Origin of the sequence: Vibrio sp. 10N.286.51.C3 (genome assembly GCF_003050065.1) — a bacterium.
GTDB classification, from domain to species: Bacteria; Pseudomonadota; Gammaproteobacteria; order Enterobacterales; family Vibrionaceae; genus Vibrio; species Vibrio crassostreae.
In genome coordinates this window covers 37,085-51,636 of record NZ_PIGC01000027.1, presented here as the reverse complement: position 1 = coordinate 51,636, position 14,552 = coordinate 37,085, and the positions used below count along the sequence as shown (strand labels likewise).

Sequence of the window (14,552 nt, the reverse complement as noted above, 5' to 3'; positions counted from 1 at the left end):
AGGTCGTCGGTTCAAATCCGGCTCCCGCAACCACATTACAGTTAAGCGCTATCTGTTGCCCAAGGCAGTATGAGCAGCGAATAACTAATGCGATACTAGCTCAGTTGGTAGAGCGCAACCTTGCCAAGGTTGAGGTCATCGGTTCGAACCCGATGTATCGCTCCAGCTTTCTTCTAAAAAGCTACTAAGACTCTTTAAACCACCGTGTTTTTCTTTAGATCACAGAGTTTAAAGGCGACCTTAAAGGTCACGCTCTTTCTTTAATGCTGCGAAGCATAATCCCCCCAAAAAGCAAATAATCCTCCATCATGGTGGATATTTTTTTGTCTTAAATTTTTCTTAGCAACTGGAATGCTAGTAAACATCAGGTCTCTGAAGCAGACACTTGAGGTTTTTCACATCTATAAACAGACTTATCCACAAAATGTTAGGTGTGGATAACTTGGTTGATAAAGTTATTTCAGGCTTAATTCTCTACCTATCCCTAAAAGATCTTTCTTGTTTTCAATATATTAGATGAACTGTGGCGATCGTAACTTATTGTTTTTTATCAAGTTGGATGATTATCTTGGATTTGATAAAAGATCGTTAACTTGTTGTTTTTTGATCTTAATCATTTATCGGTACTGTGTTTAACTTTGCGCGGGTGTCGGAAGTTTACGAGAGTTCTGAATTTTTTCCACATTGCTAGAATTGAGAACAAGGTCAAACATTGTTCTAAAATTATGTGCAACGAGTTGTCTTAAATGTTGGACTGTTAGTGGGGGCTCGCCTGCCATACATTGGTATATAAAGCGTTAAGCGTCTCTTGGTAGTCCTTTCTCAACAATACGTATCAGTCTGTGCTTTTTGGTGGAGATTTTGCTGTTACTTTTTTGCACACAGTTATCTTGTTGCACGCCGCTAGCGTTAGGTAACTGTTGTAGTTGTTTATTCAAAGCCCACTCAATATGGACATCTAGCATTTCGTTTTTGCCTTGATGGGACTCCAGGGTTTCAACAATGCGTTGTTGAAATGGCGCATTGCCCATCGCAACAAAGATATTGCGCAACCACTGGGTGTGGCCGATACGTCTTATTGCGGAGCCTTCCATTTTCTTTAGGAAGGTCGCTTCGTCCCAACTTGAAAGTGCAACCAGGTCAGCCTCTTGGAAGTCTTCTCTTCGGTGAAAGTCGGTTTGTTCTGTGAGTTCGGCATGACGGTTCCATGGGCAAACTAACTGACAATCATCACAACCGTAGATACGGTTACCAATGGCGTCTCTAAACTCTTCCGGGATCACACCATCATATTCAATGGTTAAGTACGATATACATTTGCGCGCATCCACCACGCCATCATCAATAATGGCACCCGTTGGGCAAGAAGTGATACATGCGGTGCATTTGCCGCACTCATCGACACTGGGTTCATCCGTTGGAAGAGGGATGTTAACTAACAGCTCCCCGAGAAAGAACCAAGAGCCAGCGTCTTTATCAAGAATTAATGAGTGTTTACCTGTCCAACCCAACCCTGCTTTTTGAGCGAGCGGTCTTTCCAAAATAGGCGCTGAATCAACGAAAGGTCGTGAGTCTAAACCTTCGACCTCTTTTTCAATTCTTTGTCCCAGCTTTTTCAACTGGTTACGGAACAATTTGTGATAGTCGCGGCCTAAAGAATAGCGGCTGATGTAGCCTTGAGTAGTATCGCTTAGGTTAGAGGCAAACTGAGCTTCCGGTGGTAGGTAGTTCATTCGAGCGCTGATCACTCGAATTGTACCAGGGTGAAGTTCATCAGGGCGTGCACGCATCATCCCATGCCGAGCCATCCAATCCATTTCGCCGTGGTGACCCGCATCTAGCCATGCTTGAAGGGGGGCTTCGTGTTCACTTAAATCAATATCGCAGATGCCAACTTTTTGAAAGCCTAGCTCTTTTCCCCAGATTTTAATTTTTTCAGCAAGATGGTCTAGATTCATGGCTTAATTCTTATTTTCTCTGTTTTACAATTAGAGATAAGGCTAATTAAAATTAGGTTCGGCAAAAATGGGGGCGGATCTTAACGGATCTTAGTGGTGTTGACCAGAACAGACGCGTTTTGCGCAGTATTTTTCATAGAACTTACACTTGAGTGCTTGTCTCCCAAAAGCATCACGGTTTACTATTCTTGTTCTTTTGATTTTTATATAGTCAACGATCGATTTTTAGAGAACGTATTCATGAGCACGAAACAATTTACTTTGAAAGATGAACAAGCAACGATTCAATTAGGAACGGAGCTTTCTAATCTTTGCTCACAGCAGACGACGATTTATCTGCATGGTGATCTTGGCGCAGGTAAAACGACCTTCAGTCGTGGCTTTGTAAAAGCACTTGGCCATCAAGGAAATGTAAAGAGCCCAACGTATACTCTAGTCGAACCTTATCAACTTGCCGATTGGCAGGTGTACCACTTTGACCTTTATCGCCTAGCCGATCCTGAAGAGTTAGAGTTCATGGGAATTCGTGACTACTTTACTCCGGATGCTATCTGTTTGGTTGAATGGCCTGAGAAAGGTTATGGGATGCTACCAGAAGCCGATTTGGATATTGATATTCGTTACCAAGACGATCACCGTATTGTTTCTTTAACCGCTAATAGTGAATACGGACAGCGCTTACTTAGTCAGTTGGAGTTATGTTGATTTCTAAACGCCTTATTTCAGCAGTGGCCATAATGGCTGCTGTTTTTTCTATACTGTTTTCTTCACTTGTTTCTGCAAACTCACTGAAAAGTTTAAGGGTTTGGCCTTCTCCAGAAGAAACTCGTGTGGTGATCGACTTAAAATCAGAAGCGGACTTTAGCTATTTCACCCTGAGTAGCCCGAGTCGTTTAGTGGTCGATTTAAAGAACACTAATCTTGCGACTAAGTTACCGGTCGTGGTGAAAGATAGCCCTGTTCTATCTAAGATTCGTAAGAGTTCACCGCCAGACAAAAACACCTATCGCTTGGTTTTTGAATTAAAGAAGTCGTCTAAAGCAGAGTTGTTCAAACTGAGCCCGACTCCGGGTGGTCAGTATGGGCACCGTTTGGTGATCGACTTACCTCATGGTGCGGCAAGTAAAGCGACGTCGAAGCCGAGTAAACCAACGGTGAGCAAAAATATTAATCAGGTTAAACGTCAGAAAGACATTCTGATCGTGATTGACCCTGGTCACGGTGGTGAGGATCCAGGCTCTATTGGTCCAAGTCGTAAGTATGAAAAGAATGCGACTCTGAGTATTTCTCGTAAGCTTGCTGCACAGTTGAATGCGGTTCCTGGGATTAAAACTCGTATGACCCGTAACGCCGACTACTTTGTAAACCTTAACCGACGTGTCGCGATTGCTCGTGAAAACGAAGCTCATCTGTTTATCTCTATTCACGCGGATGCTTTTACGACCCCTCAACCAAGAGGTGGTTCGGTGTTTGTGTTGAATACTCGACGCGCCAATACGGAGATCTCGCGCTGGATCGAGAACAAAGAGAAACAGTCTGAATTACTCGGTGGTAGCGGTGCGGCTTTCACTGGCAATATTGATGATAAGAACGTAAACCAAACTCTGCTTGATTTGCAGTTCAGCCACTCACAGAAAGAGGGCTATAAGCTTGCAACAACCATTCTGTCTGAGATGGGTAAGGTTGCTAAGCTTCATAACAGTAAACCAATCAATACCAGTTTGGCGGTATTACGTTCACCACAGATACCATCGGTCTTGGTCGAGACGGGCTTTATTTCGAATCCGACCGAAGAGAAACTGCTCTTCCAACGTTCGCACCAAGATAAATTGGCACGAGCAGTGACCAAAGCGGTCGTTAAGTATTTGAAGGCTAACCCGCCAGAAGGGATTATCTTGTCTAACGCAACGTCATCAACCGGTAGCGTGAGCCAACATAAAGTGTCTCGTGGTGAGTCTTTATCGGTGATTGCGAGTAAATATGGCACCTCGACGCAGACCTTGATGAAACTCAACAATCTGAAATCGAGCAGCCTAGCGATCGGCCAAGTGCTTAAGATCCCAAGCAGTGCTTCAGGCTCATCATCAAGCAGCGCAGTGAAAACTAAGACCATCACTCACACGGTTAAGTCTGGAGAGTACCTAGGCAAGATAGCCAGCCGTTACAAAGTACGGGTGGCAGATATCAAACGTGAGAACCGCTTGAAGTCTGAAACCGTTAGAGTGGGTCAGAAGCTACGTATTACGGTTGAAGTGAAAGATGTCCCTCTGCGTAAACATAAAGTCGCAAGAGGTGATTATCTCGGCAAGATTGCTTCTAAGTACGGCGTGAGTGTTAACAGTATTCGCCAAGCGAATAAGCTACGATCTGACAGCCTAGCGGTGGGGCAGGTGTTGATTATTCCGCACAAGTAAGCTTTTTAACGCAGACATGTTTCCATCAATGGCAGTAAGGTAGCTATAAATATGACGATCAAAATACTGCCAGCTCGATTAGCTAACCAAATCGCAGCGGGTGAAGTGGTAGAAAGACCAGCTTCTGTTGTAAAAGAGCTGGTTGAGAACAGTTTGGATTCAGGTGCCACACGTATCGATATCGATATCGAGAAAGGTGGCGCTAAGATGATTCGCGTTCGTGACAACGGCAAGGGCATCGTTAAAGATGAGCTCGCCTTGGCGCTGAGCCGTCATGCTACCTCTAAGATCCATACCCTTGATGACCTTGAGGCGATCGTCAGCCTCGGTTTCCGTGGTGAAGCGCTGGCGAGTATTAGTTCAGTTGCGCGCTTAACCATGACTTCACGCCCTGCTACTCAAGATCAAGCTTGGGCAGCACACAGTGAAGGCCGTGATATGCAGGTGAAACTGCAGCCTGCGGCGCATCCCATTGGTACTTCGGTTGAGGTGTTGGACCTGTTCTTTAATACGCCAGCACGCCGCAAGTTTTTGCGTACTGAGAAAACCGAATTCACGCATATTGATGAACTGCTTAAACGCATCGCATTGAGTCGCTTTGATGTGACGATCAACCTCCGTCATAACGGTAAAATGATTCGTCAGTACCGCGCTGCCAAAACACAAGTTCAAGCAGAAAAGCGAATCGCAGCGGTATGTGGCAATCCTTTTGTTCGTCATATGCTTAAGATTGAGCTAGAACATCAAGGTCTAAAACTTCATGGCTGGATCACCACGCCAGAAGGAGCAAGACAACAAAGCGATCTACAATACTGCTATGTGAACGGTCGTATGATGCGCGACAAACTGATCAATCATGCGATTCGTCAAAGCTATGAGACCAGCCTACGCCCAGACCAATTTGCAACTTATGTGTTGTTCATTGAGCTAGACCCGCATCAAGTCGATGTGAATGTTCACCCTGCAAAGCATGAAGTACGTTTCCATCAAGCGCGCCTTGTGCATGACTTTATTTACCAAGCATTGAGTGACGGTTTAGCACAGAGCAAGCAGATCGATGCGGCGCCTATTAATCAATCCGCTTTCCACCAATCAGAAGCCCCTAATTATCAACAGAATAGTTCGGTGCCTGAAGTGGAAGAGACGACGAGTTTTAGCGCTTCAGTAAGCGATGCCCCAGCTCATTCGGAACAATCGCAGGTTTCTGAAAGAGTGCGACATGCGATTGAGCAGACGCCAGCCTACCCAAGAAAAGCCGAATCTGAGCAGGTTTATGATAACTCTCAGCACAGCGTTAATGATGGCGGTCAGCACTATAGCTCACCAGAAAACCGAGGTTCATCGTCTAGCAGAAGCTCTTCAACCAACTTAGATTCGTCAACTAAGATGAGTTCAGCTAGCACAGGCTCGTCGGCTCGCGAAACCAGTTTTACCGGTTCTCCTCGCCAAGAATGGATAGAGTCTCGACCTGAACCTAAAAAAGAGAAAGAGTCACATCAACATCATGCTGAGCCAGCACCCTCAAAGCGCGAAGTTAAGGCCTATAAAGAGCTTTTAAAAACGCCAGACTTTGATGAGCACACCGTGGATCTCACCCCTCCTCAAGAACAGGTGGCACAAACAGCGCCAACAGAAGCTAAGCCTGCCCAACAGAATCCCGTTAACTCGAAGCCAAGAGCACCTGTAACGGACTTGGGCAAAGCCGTCTCGATTGTGGAACGTCAGTATCTGGTGATGGGTAATAAGAACGGCAGTGTGTTGGTTTCTTTGGCTAAGGCTGAATTGTTGCGTGTTGTTGGTCAGCTTGATACTCGAGGGGGGGCGTTAAAAAGCCAACCACTATTGGTGCCCTTATCGATTAAGCTTGGCAGTGAGCTTGTCGAAGTTGCGAAGGCGTTGAGCCAAACACTGGCATTACTGGGGATTGAGCTTAAGGCGCGAAACAGTGAGGCGGTAATGGTAATGGGCGTACCTTCTCCTTTAAGGCAGCAAAACTTACAAATTCTGATCCCAGATCTGTTATCTTACGCGGCTTCATTAAATGCTCAGATTGTCGATAATCACTCGGCTAATGTTTCCAGTGACCTGTTGCCATCATTGGTTAACTGGATCGGGATTCAAACCGCACAAGTAAAAAGCGACTACACTTTATCTGAAGCGGTTCAACTAGTTGGGGAACTTGAACAACTTTGGCATGGTCTACTTCCATTAGATGATCCTGAGTTTGTTAATCCTATCGACTTTTCAGCGACTATAGCCGCGTTTACGGTTTAATTTTTTCGCGACGACATTTGTCTTTTTAGCTGAATACGTCGCGACACAAAGCCCTTTGCTAAAAAGCGCTAAAACAGAGAAGCAAATACAAAATATCATGACTGAAAAATTACCTTTAGCGTTGTTTTTAATGGGCCCAACGGCGTCAGGAAAAACAGATTTAGCTATCCGCTTACGTCAGAAATACCCAGTAGAGATCATCAGCGTCGATTCGGCACTTATCTACAAAGACATGGATATCGGCACCGCTAAACCGGATGCGCAAGAGCTTGCACTTGCACCTCATCGCTTGATTGATATTTTGGATCCAAGCGAAGCATATTCTGCGGCAGATTTTCGTCGTGATGCGATCAATGAAATGAATAAGATTGTAGCGGAAGGCAAAATTCCGCTACTTGTTGGTGGCACAATGCTTTACTACAAAGCATTGTTGGAAGGTTTATCGCCATTACCCGCAGCGGATCAAGAGATTCGTAAGCAGATTGAAGCGGAATCTATCGAACAAGGTTGGCAGGCATTGCACGATCAATTAAGAGAGATAGATCCCGTATCCGCTGAAAGAATACACCCAAATGATCCACAAAGGCTTTCAAGGGCATTGGAAGTTTACCGAATTTCGGGTAAAACATTAACAGAGCTAACTCAAACGAAAGGCGATAGCCTGCCATTTCGTGTAAAACAATTTGCAATAGCTCCCAAGGAAAGGAAAGAACTCCATCGCCGTATTGAGCTGCGTTTCGAGAAGATGATAGAAGCAGGATTTGAAGAGGAAATGAAGGCGTTGCACGCCAGAGAAGATCTTCATCCTGAACTGCCATCGATCCGATGCGTTGGTTATAGGCAGATGTGGGATTATTTAGACGGTAATTGTGATTTAGACGAAGCGGTTTTCCGTGGTGTTTGTGCAACCCGTCAGTTGGCCAAGCGACAAATCACCTGGTTGCGCAGTTGGGATGATTTAACTTGGTTAGATAGCGAAAACATTGATCAAGCGTTAGAAACTCTTTCAGATGCAATAGCATCTGATTAGTATTGCTGTGTATAATGTGATCGCTTTTGCGTGAATATACTCTGGAAAGGATCCGTTATTGAGGCTTTTAAAAAATCACAGCCTTTCAATAACAACGGAGTTTTTTTATTCATTTAGCTCAGATGCAAAGGCCGCACCTTTTTGTGCACCACTAGCTAAATAATTACAACAAAATACAAATAAGGAAAATAAAATGGCTAAGGGGCAATCGCTACAAGACCCATTCCTAAATGCACTCCGTCGTGAGCGCATTCCAGTCTCTATCTATCTTGTCAACGGCATTAAGCTGCAAGGTCAGATCGAGTCTTTCGATCAATTCGTGATCTTATTGAAGAACACAGTAAACCAAATGGTTTACAAGCATGCGATTTCTACTGTGGTACCTGCACGTGCAGTTAGTCACCACAGCGGCGAGCAACGCACGCCATCTGATCGTCCAGAGAAGACTGAAGATTAATCGTTCAATTGATACAGCTTACGCTGTAATAAGGAGTTGGTTGCTTGTTTGACCGTTATGAATCCGGCGAGCGAGCCGTACTTGTTCATATCAACTTCACGCAAGAGGGAGAGTGGGAAGACCTAAGTGAATGTGAAATGCTGGTCTCCTCAGCGGGGGTAGAAACGTTACAAGTGATTACTGGTAGCCGACAATCCCCACTCCCTAAATACTACGTTGGAGAAGGTAAAGCCCTAGAAATCGCACAAGCTGTTCAGCTAACCGGTGCTGAAATTGTGATTTTTAACCACTCCCTATCTCCTGCCCAAGAGCGAAACCTCGAGCAATTGTGTAAATGTCGTGTGATTGATCGCACGGGTTTGATCTTAGATATCTTTGCACAACGTGCGCGAACTCATGAAGGTAAGCTACAAGTTGAGCTCGCTCAGCTTCGTCATATCTCTACCCGATTGATTCGTGGTTGGACTCACCTTGAAAGGCAGAAAGGTGGTATTGGTCTTCGTGGTCCAGGTGAAACTCAACTGGAAACCGATCGACGTTTGTTGCGTGACCGTATAAAGGCAATACTGCGTCGTTTAGCGAAAGTCGCTAAGCAGCGTGAACAAGGACGACGTGCTCGTAATCGAGCTGAAATCCCAACAATTTCTTTGGTTGGTTATACCAACGCAGGGAAATCAACACTTTTCAATCGCATCACAAGTGCGGGTGTTTATGCGGCAGACCAACTGTTTGCAACCTTAGACCCAACACTACGTAAGATTGATTTGGCAGATGTCGGTCCTGCAATTCTCGCAGATACCGTAGGTTTTATCCGTCATCTACCACACGACTTGGTCGCTGCGTTCAAGGCAACATTACAAGAGACGCAGGAAGCTGACATTTTGTTACATGTTGTTGATGCCAGTGATGACCGTTTTCGTGAGAACATTCAGGCTGTTCATGAAGTATTAGAAGAAATCGATGCTCATGAAGTGCCAACCCTTGTAGTCATGAACAAAATTGACTGCATGGAAGACCAAAAACCTCGAATTGAAAGAGACGAAGAGGGCGCACCTCGCGCTGTTTGGGTTTCTGCAATGGAAGGAGAAGGTATTGAACTGCTGTTTGAAGCTTTAACTGAGCGTTTAGCTAGCCAGATGGTTCAATTCCGGTTGTGTATTCCACATCAACATCAGGGCCGTATTCGCAGCTTATTCTTTGAGATGAAATGTATTCAACAAGAAGAGTATGATGAAAATGGTAACTTGTTGATAGATATCCGAATGCAACAAATAGATTGGTCTAAACTTGAAAAAAGAGAAGGGGCGCTCTTAGGTGACTTTATCGTTACCAAAGAGACTGCTACAGTATAACGTCATATCAAATGATGGAGCTTTCTAATGGCGTGGAATGAGCCTGGAAATAATAACAACGGCGATAATAACGGCCGCGATAATGACCCTTGGGGTAATAAAAATAATCGCGGCGGCCGAGATCAAGGACCGCCAGATCTAGACGAAGTGTTTAGTAAACTAAGTCAAAAGTTAGGTGGCAAGTTTGGTAAAAAGGGTGGCAACGGTAACGGGCCATCTATCGGTGGTGGCGGTGCAATTGGCTTTGGTGTCATTGCCGTTATCGCGATTGCTATCTGGTTCTTCGCTGGTTTCTACACCGTTGGCGAAGCAGAAAGAGCAGTAGTACTTCGACTGGGTCAATTCGACCGTATCGAAGAACCTGGTCTTAACTGGCACCCACGCTTCATCGATGAAATCAAAGATGAGCAGCTAGTAAACGTTCAAGCGATTCGTTCTCTACGCGCGTCAGGCACCATGCTGACTAAAGACGAAAACGTTGTGACCGTTGAAATGGGTGTTCAATACCGTGTTTCTGACCCATACAAGTACTTGTATCGTGTAACTAATGCGGATGACAGTTTACGCCAAGCAACCGATTCTGCGCTTCGTGCGGTAATTGGTGACTCACTAATGGATAGTATCCTAACAAGTGGTCGTCAGCAGATTCGTCAAAGCACTCAAGAAACGTTGAACCGTATTATTGATAGCTACGACATGGGTATTCTGATTGTTGACGTGAACTTCCAGTCAGCACGTCCACCTGAGCAAGTGAAAGATGCATTTGATGATGCTATCGCGGCTCGTGAGGATGAAGAGCGTTTTGAACGTGAAGCTGAAGCTTACCGAAATGATATTCTTCCAAAAGCAACAGGTCGTGCTGAGCGTTTGAAGAAAGAAGCGGTGGGTTACTCAGAGCGCACAGTTAATGGTGCTCTAGGTCAAGTAGCTCAGTTCGAGAAACTGCTACCTGAATACCAAGCAGCTCCTGAAGTAACACGTAACCGTATGTATCTAGATACAATGGAAAAAGTGTACTCAAGCACATCGAAAGTCCTGATTGATTCTGAATCAAGCGGTAACTTGCTATACCTACCAATTGATAAGCTAGGCGCACAAGGTGGTTCTCAGTCGGGCACTCGCCCTGCAAAAGCACCATCAACTTACGATCAAATTGAATTAGAAAAACAAGCGGATCCAAAGTCTAGCACTCAAACTCGTTCAGACAGTTCACGTCAAGGGAGATACTAATAATGCGTAAATTAATGATCCCTGTATTAGTTGTGACGATTGCCCTTCTATTGATGTCACTGTTTGTGATTCAAGAAGGCGAGCGTGGCATGGTAATTCGTTTTGGTCGAGTTCTCGATGACAACGGCGTATCACGAATCTATGAACCAGGCCTGCACTTTAAGCTGCCACTGTTTGATCGCGTAAAAGTACTTGATGCTCGTATTCAAACGATGGATGGTCGTTCTGACCGTTTCGTAACGTCAGAGAAAAAAGACGTTCTAATTGATACCTACGCAAAATGGCGTATTGCTGATTTTGGACGTTTTTATCTGAGTACTGGCGGCGGCAATATCATGACGGCAGAAGCACTTCTTGAGCGTAAAGTGACAGATGTTCTTCGTTCTGAAATTGGTTCTCGTGAAATTAAGCAGATCGTGTCAGGTCCTCGTAATAAGGACATCCTGCCAGACTCTGCTGATAGCGAAGTCGTCACAACGGTAGCGGCTGCAGAAGCTCTAGAAGTTGATGGCGAACGCGATAAGATCATGGAAAACGTTTTGTCTGGAACGGCAGAAAGTGCGATGGCTGATTTAGGTGTTGAAGTTGTTGATTTCCGAATGAAGAAGATTAACCTTCCTGATGAAATCAGTGAATCTATCTACCGCCGTATGCGTGCAGAACGTGAGTCGGTTGCTCGTAGACACCGTTCACAAGGTCGTGAGAAAGCGGAAGTTATCCGTGCTCAAGCTGAGCTAGAAGTGGCAACAGTTCTTGCTGAAGCTGACCGTACAGCTCGAATCACTCGTGGTGATGCTGATGCAGAAGCTGCGAAGATCTACTCTGATGCGTTCAGCAAAGATCCTGAGTTCTACGGCTTCATGCGTTCATTGCAAGCTTATGAGACATCATTTAGCGATAAGAGCGACATTCTAGTACTGGATCCGAAGACTGACTTCTTCCAATACATGAATCAAGCAAGCGGCGCTCCAGCGAAATAAGCTGATGCGTTAGCGAATGCTTAGCTCAATAAGCAAAATGCGTTAAAACTTAAAAGGCTCCCATTATGGGAGCCTTTTTGTTTTCTATTGTTTTCAGGTCTACGATTGGGGGCGCGAGGGAAGGCGCTCAATAGCGTTCTACTTATAGAAACCTAAACCTAGCGGTAGGTCATGAAAGCGATAACCGCTCCTGCCACCACAAGACAGCCGCCAATGCGACGCAGTTGTGTGTCTGGTTGTTCGCTCAGTTGCGCGACCATGTTTCTCCAGCCATTGGGTGCAATTAAGGGGCCGAGCCCTTCAACAATAAGTACGAGCCCAATAGCGAGCCAAATTGATTGAGACATGGTTCTGCCTTTTGTCTGTAAAAAAGCAATGATATCAGTATCTTCATACATTCGCCCTCAGTTATCACTGGTTTATTTTTGTACAGCGTTAACGTTTATGGACAAAAAGTGACTGCAAGAAGTGTGATTCAGTGCTAGAATCCATTTTTAATTAGCAACAGAAATTGGAAAGATGGGAAATAACGTAGTCGTTCTAGGCACCCAATGGGGTGATGAAGGTAAAGGTAAAATCGTTGACCTTTTAACTGAAGATGCAAAATACGTGGTTCGCTACCAAGGCGGTCACAATGCAGGTCACACACTTGTAATTGACGGTGAAAAAACCGTTCTTCACTTAATTCCATCAGGTATCCTACGCAATAACGTTAAATGTGTTATTGGTAACGGTGTAGTATTATCGCCTGACGCACTTCTAAAAGAAATGAAGCCTCTTGAAGATCGCGGTATCCCAGTACGTGAGCGTCTTTTCATCTCTGAAGCTTGTCCTCTAATTCTTCCGTACCACATTGCAATCGACAACGCGCGTGAAATCGCTCGTGGCGCTAAAGCTATCGGTACAACGGGTCGTGGTATCGGTCCAGCTTACGAAGATAAAGTTGCTCGTCGCGGTCTACGCGTTGGCGACCTTTTCGATAAAGAAGCATTTGCTGAGAAGCTAAAAGAAGTTATGGAATTCCACAACTTCCAACTAGAGCACTTCTACAAAGCTGAAACAGTAAGCTACGAAGAAGTTCTTGAGCAAGCGATGAGCTACGCAGACATGTTAACTGCGATGGTTATCGACGTAACTGACGAACTAGACGCAGCACGTAAGCGCGGCGACAAGATCATGTTCGAAGGTGCTCAAGGTACGCTACTAGATATCGACCACGGTACTTACCCATACGTAACGTCTTCTAACACGACTGCTGGTGGTGTTGCTGCAGGTTCTGGTTTCGGTCCTCGTCACATCGGTTACATCCTTGGTATTACTAAGGCTTACTGTACTCGTGTTGGTTCAGGTCCATTCCCAACTGAGCTATACGATGGCCTTGAGAAGCAAGACCCAGTTGGTAAGCACCTAGGCGATGTTGGTCACGAGTTTGGCGCAACAACTGGTCGTCTACGTCGTACTGGTTGGTTCGATGCTGTTGCTATGCGTCGTGCAATCCAAATCAACTCTCTATCTGGTATGTGTCTAACTAAACTAGACGTTTTAGATGGCCTAGAAGAACTAAAAATCTGTACTGGTTACAAGATGAAAGATGGTTCTATCCTAGAGGTTTCTCCAATGGCTGCTGAGTCATTTGAAGAAGCGACGCCAATCTACGAAACCATGCCTGGTTGGTCTGAAAACACATTTGGTGCTAAATCTATCGACGCGCTTCCACAAGCTGCTCTAGATTACATTAAGCGTATCGAAGACCTAACTGGCGTTCCAATTGATATCGTATCAACTGGCCCAGATCGTAACGAAACTATCATCAAGGTTCACCCATACGGCGCGTAATGCCCGCTGAGTGATTACCACAGCATCAATATTGCTTTGACAATTAAAGTGCTTTGATAATTAAATCGTTTCTAAAAGCCGACTTTATTAAGTCGGCTTTTTTGTACCTGTAATTTGAAAACGAAGCCGTCTTTGGTGATCTTTTGAACGCCATCTGGCAAAATATTGCCCATTAGCGGCAAGTTTTGTCTAAAGCCATCAGGGTTATTGCCGATACAGATATCATGGAAAGTGAAGTTCACCCTGTTTTGTGCGTGTAGAAATCCTCTGCACCCCTCAATAGATAACTTTAGCGACAGATAATAGAGTGCAGGTATGAAGCTACGAATTGTAGCAGCTTCATTGATAATGGCGCTGAGCTCATCCTTGAGTCATGCTAATTTGGCTGATGTGGGAGAGCCCGTTCCAATATATACAGAAGCTGAACTGATTAATTTAATCGAAAATAATCAACATCTAGAGCGAGTGAAAGCTGATAAGTGCCAGTTAGTTGAAGATATCGTTGCTCGTGCAACGCGTATTAGCTTGCCTTCTTATGAGTTTTTATACGGCGATATGTTGGCTTGGGGTGTGTGTGTTCCACAAGATGTAGAGCTTGGCCTTTACTATATGGAAAACGCGGCACATCAAGGTTTACCCGCTGCATTAGAGCAGTTAGGTCGTTATTACTCTCGTGGTACTTTGGTACAACAAGACAAAGAGCGTGCGATTCCGTATCTACGTGAAGCGGCTTCGATGGGGAATCTAAGTGCGAGTATTCACTTAGCTGAACTCTTGTTACGTGACTACGGTAGTCCATTGGATTATGAAGATGCTTACCGTTGGTTGTATAACTCGGTAACGGCAGACCAAAGACAACACAGACGTATCACTGTGCTTCGTAGTGGTCTGGAACAGAGAATGCCAGACAATATTATTGCTCGAGCAAAACGTCGAGACGTGTTCTGGTAATACCGAGCAAAAAAACTGTAATGATCCCTGCACTCATTGTTACAGGAAATAAGATTTAAAAAGCCCCGCC

General features: G+C 44.9%; 12 protein-coding genes and 1 tRNA gene. 11 read left to right on the top strand and 2 right to left on the bottom strand.

The window, feature by feature from the left end:
- Nucleotides 1-89 precede the first annotated feature (89 nt).
- Nucleotides 90-165, top strand: a tRNA-Gly gene (locus CWO27_RS22030).
- A gap of 632 nt (nt 166-797) precedes the next feature.
- Here the strand turns inward: CWO27_RS22030 and queG are convergent.
- Nucleotides 798-1,958 carry a tRNA epoxyqueuosine(34) reductase QueG gene (gene queG, locus CWO27_RS22025; protein ID WP_048661594.1) on the bottom strand — a complete coding sequence of 387 codons (1,161 nt, stop codon included), beginning with the start codon at nt 1,956-1,958 and terminating at the stop codon, nt 798-800.
- 240 nt (nt 1,959-2,198) lie between these two features.
- Here queG and tsaE point away from each other — a divergent pair, with 240 nt between their 5' ends.
- From tsaE to hflC, 8 genes are all read left to right on the top strand, one after another.
- Complete coding sequence (gene tsaE, locus CWO27_RS22020) at nt 2,199-2,663, top strand: tRNA (adenosine(37)-N6)-threonylcarbamoyltransferase complex ATPase subunit type 1 TsaE (protein WP_004735870.1); 465 nt, start codon at nt 2,199-2,201, stop codon at nt 2,661-2,663.
- Entirely contained in the window at nt 2,657-4,372 is a 1,716-nt protein-coding gene (locus tag CWO27_RS22015; protein WP_102478976.1) for an N-acetylmuramoyl-L-alanine amidase, read from the top strand. The genes tsaE and CWO27_RS22015 overlap by 7 nt, the downstream gene beginning before the upstream one ends.
- A gap of 51 nt (nt 4,373-4,423) precedes the next feature.
- Nucleotides 4,424-6,646 (top strand): DNA mismatch repair endonuclease MutL, encoded by a 2,223-nt coding sequence (gene mutL, locus CWO27_RS22010; RefSeq protein WP_107899499.1) that lies wholly within the window; start codon nt 4,424-4,426, stop codon nt 6,644-6,646.
- A 97-nt stretch (nt 6,647-6,743) separates the two neighbouring features.
- The gene (gene miaA, locus CWO27_RS22005) at nt 6,744-7,676 is read left to right on the top strand and encodes a tRNA (adenosine(37)-N6)-dimethylallyltransferase MiaA (RefSeq protein WP_048661597.1); all 933 of its coding nucleotides are present in this window, start codon (nt 6,744-6,746) and stop codon (nt 7,674-7,676) included.
- Between the two features lie 193 nt (nt 7,677-7,869).
- Complete coding sequence (gene hfq, locus CWO27_RS22000; RefSeq protein ID WP_017059927.1) at nt 7,870-8,133, top strand: RNA chaperone Hfq; 264 nt, start codon at nt 7,870-7,872, stop codon at nt 8,131-8,133.
- Nucleotides 8,134-8,177: 44 nt separating this feature from the next.
- Nucleotides 8,178-9,485 carry a ribosome rescue GTPase HflX gene (gene hflX, locus CWO27_RS21995; protein WP_017059928.1) on the top strand — a complete coding sequence of 436 codons (1,308 nt, stop codon included), beginning with the start codon at nt 8,178-8,180 and terminating at the stop codon, nt 9,483-9,485.
- Between the two features lie 27 nt (nt 9,486-9,512).
- Nucleotides 9,513-10,715: an FtsH protease activity modulator HflK gene (gene hflK / locus CWO27_RS21990; protein WP_048661598.1), complete on the top strand. Its 1,203-nt coding sequence runs from the start codon at nt 9,513-9,515 to the stop codon at nt 10,713-10,715.
- A 2-nt stretch (nt 10,716-10,717) separates the two neighbouring features.
- Nucleotides 10,718-11,695, top strand: a complete 978-nt coding sequence (hflC, locus tag CWO27_RS21985; RefSeq protein WP_102478974.1) for a protease modulator HflC — start codon at nt 10,718-10,720, stop codon at nt 11,693-11,695.
- Between the two features lie 158 nt (nt 11,696-11,853).
- On the opposite strand, the gene CWO27_RS21980 is transcribed toward hflC, so the two are convergent.
- Complete coding sequence (locus CWO27_RS21980; RefSeq protein WP_010434105.1) at nt 11,854-12,042, bottom strand: DUF2065 domain-containing protein; 189 nt, start codon at nt 12,040-12,042, stop codon at nt 11,854-11,856.
- Between the two features lie 172 nt (nt 12,043-12,214).
- Between CWO27_RS21980 and CWO27_RS21975 the strand changes: the two genes are divergently transcribed.
- Together CWO27_RS21975 and motX are read left to right on the top strand one after the other, a co-directional pair.
- Entirely contained in the window at nt 12,215-13,531 is a 1,317-nt protein-coding gene (locus tag CWO27_RS21975; protein ID WP_010434108.1) for an adenylosuccinate synthase, read from the top strand.
- A gap of 315 nt (nt 13,532-13,846) precedes the next feature.
- Complete coding sequence (motX, locus tag CWO27_RS21970; protein WP_048661600.1) at nt 13,847-14,482, top strand: flagellar protein MotX; 636 nt, start codon at nt 13,847-13,849, stop codon at nt 14,480-14,482.
- Nucleotides 14,483-14,552 lie beyond the last annotated feature (70 nt).

What these genes read in the sequence shown, in the direction of transcription:
- queG (WP_048661594.1), bottom strand. Translation starts at nt 1,958, where the DNA reads ATGAATCTAGACCATCTTGCTGAAAAAATTAAAATCTGGGGAAAAGAG.
- tsaE (WP_004735870.1), top strand. Translation starts at nt 2,199, where the DNA reads ATGAGCACGAAACAATTTACTTTGAAAGATGAACAAGCAACGATTCAA.
- CWO27_RS22015 (WP_102478976.1), top strand. Translation starts at nt 2,657, where the DNA reads ATGTTGATTTCTAAACGCCTTATTTCAGCAGTGGCCATAATGGCTGCT.
- mutL (WP_107899499.1), top strand. Translation starts at nt 4,424, where the DNA reads ATGACGATCAAAATACTGCCAGCTCGATTAGCTAACCAAATCGCAGCG.
- miaA (WP_048661597.1), top strand. Translation starts at nt 6,744, where the DNA reads ATGACTGAAAAATTACCTTTAGCGTTGTTTTTAATGGGCCCAACGGCG.
- hfq (WP_017059927.1), top strand. Translation starts at nt 7,870, where the DNA reads ATGGCTAAGGGGCAATCGCTACAAGACCCATTCCTAAATGCACTCCGT.
- hflK (WP_048661598.1), top strand. Translation starts at nt 9,513, where the DNA reads ATGGCGTGGAATGAGCCTGGAAATAATAACAACGGCGATAATAACGGC.
- hflC (WP_102478974.1), top strand. Translation starts at nt 10,718, where the DNA reads ATGCGTAAATTAATGATCCCTGTATTAGTTGTGACGATTGCCCTTCTA.
- CWO27_RS21980 (WP_010434105.1), bottom strand. Translation starts at nt 12,042, where the DNA reads ATGTCTCAATCAATTTGGCTCGCTATTGGGCTCGTACTTATTGTTGAA.
- CWO27_RS21975 (WP_010434108.1), top strand. Translation starts at nt 12,215, where the DNA reads ATGGGAAATAACGTAGTCGTTCTAGGCACCCAATGGGGTGATGAAGGT.
- motX (WP_048661600.1), top strand. Translation starts at nt 13,847, where the DNA reads ATGAAGCTACGAATTGTAGCAGCTTCATTGATAATGGCGCTGAGCTCA.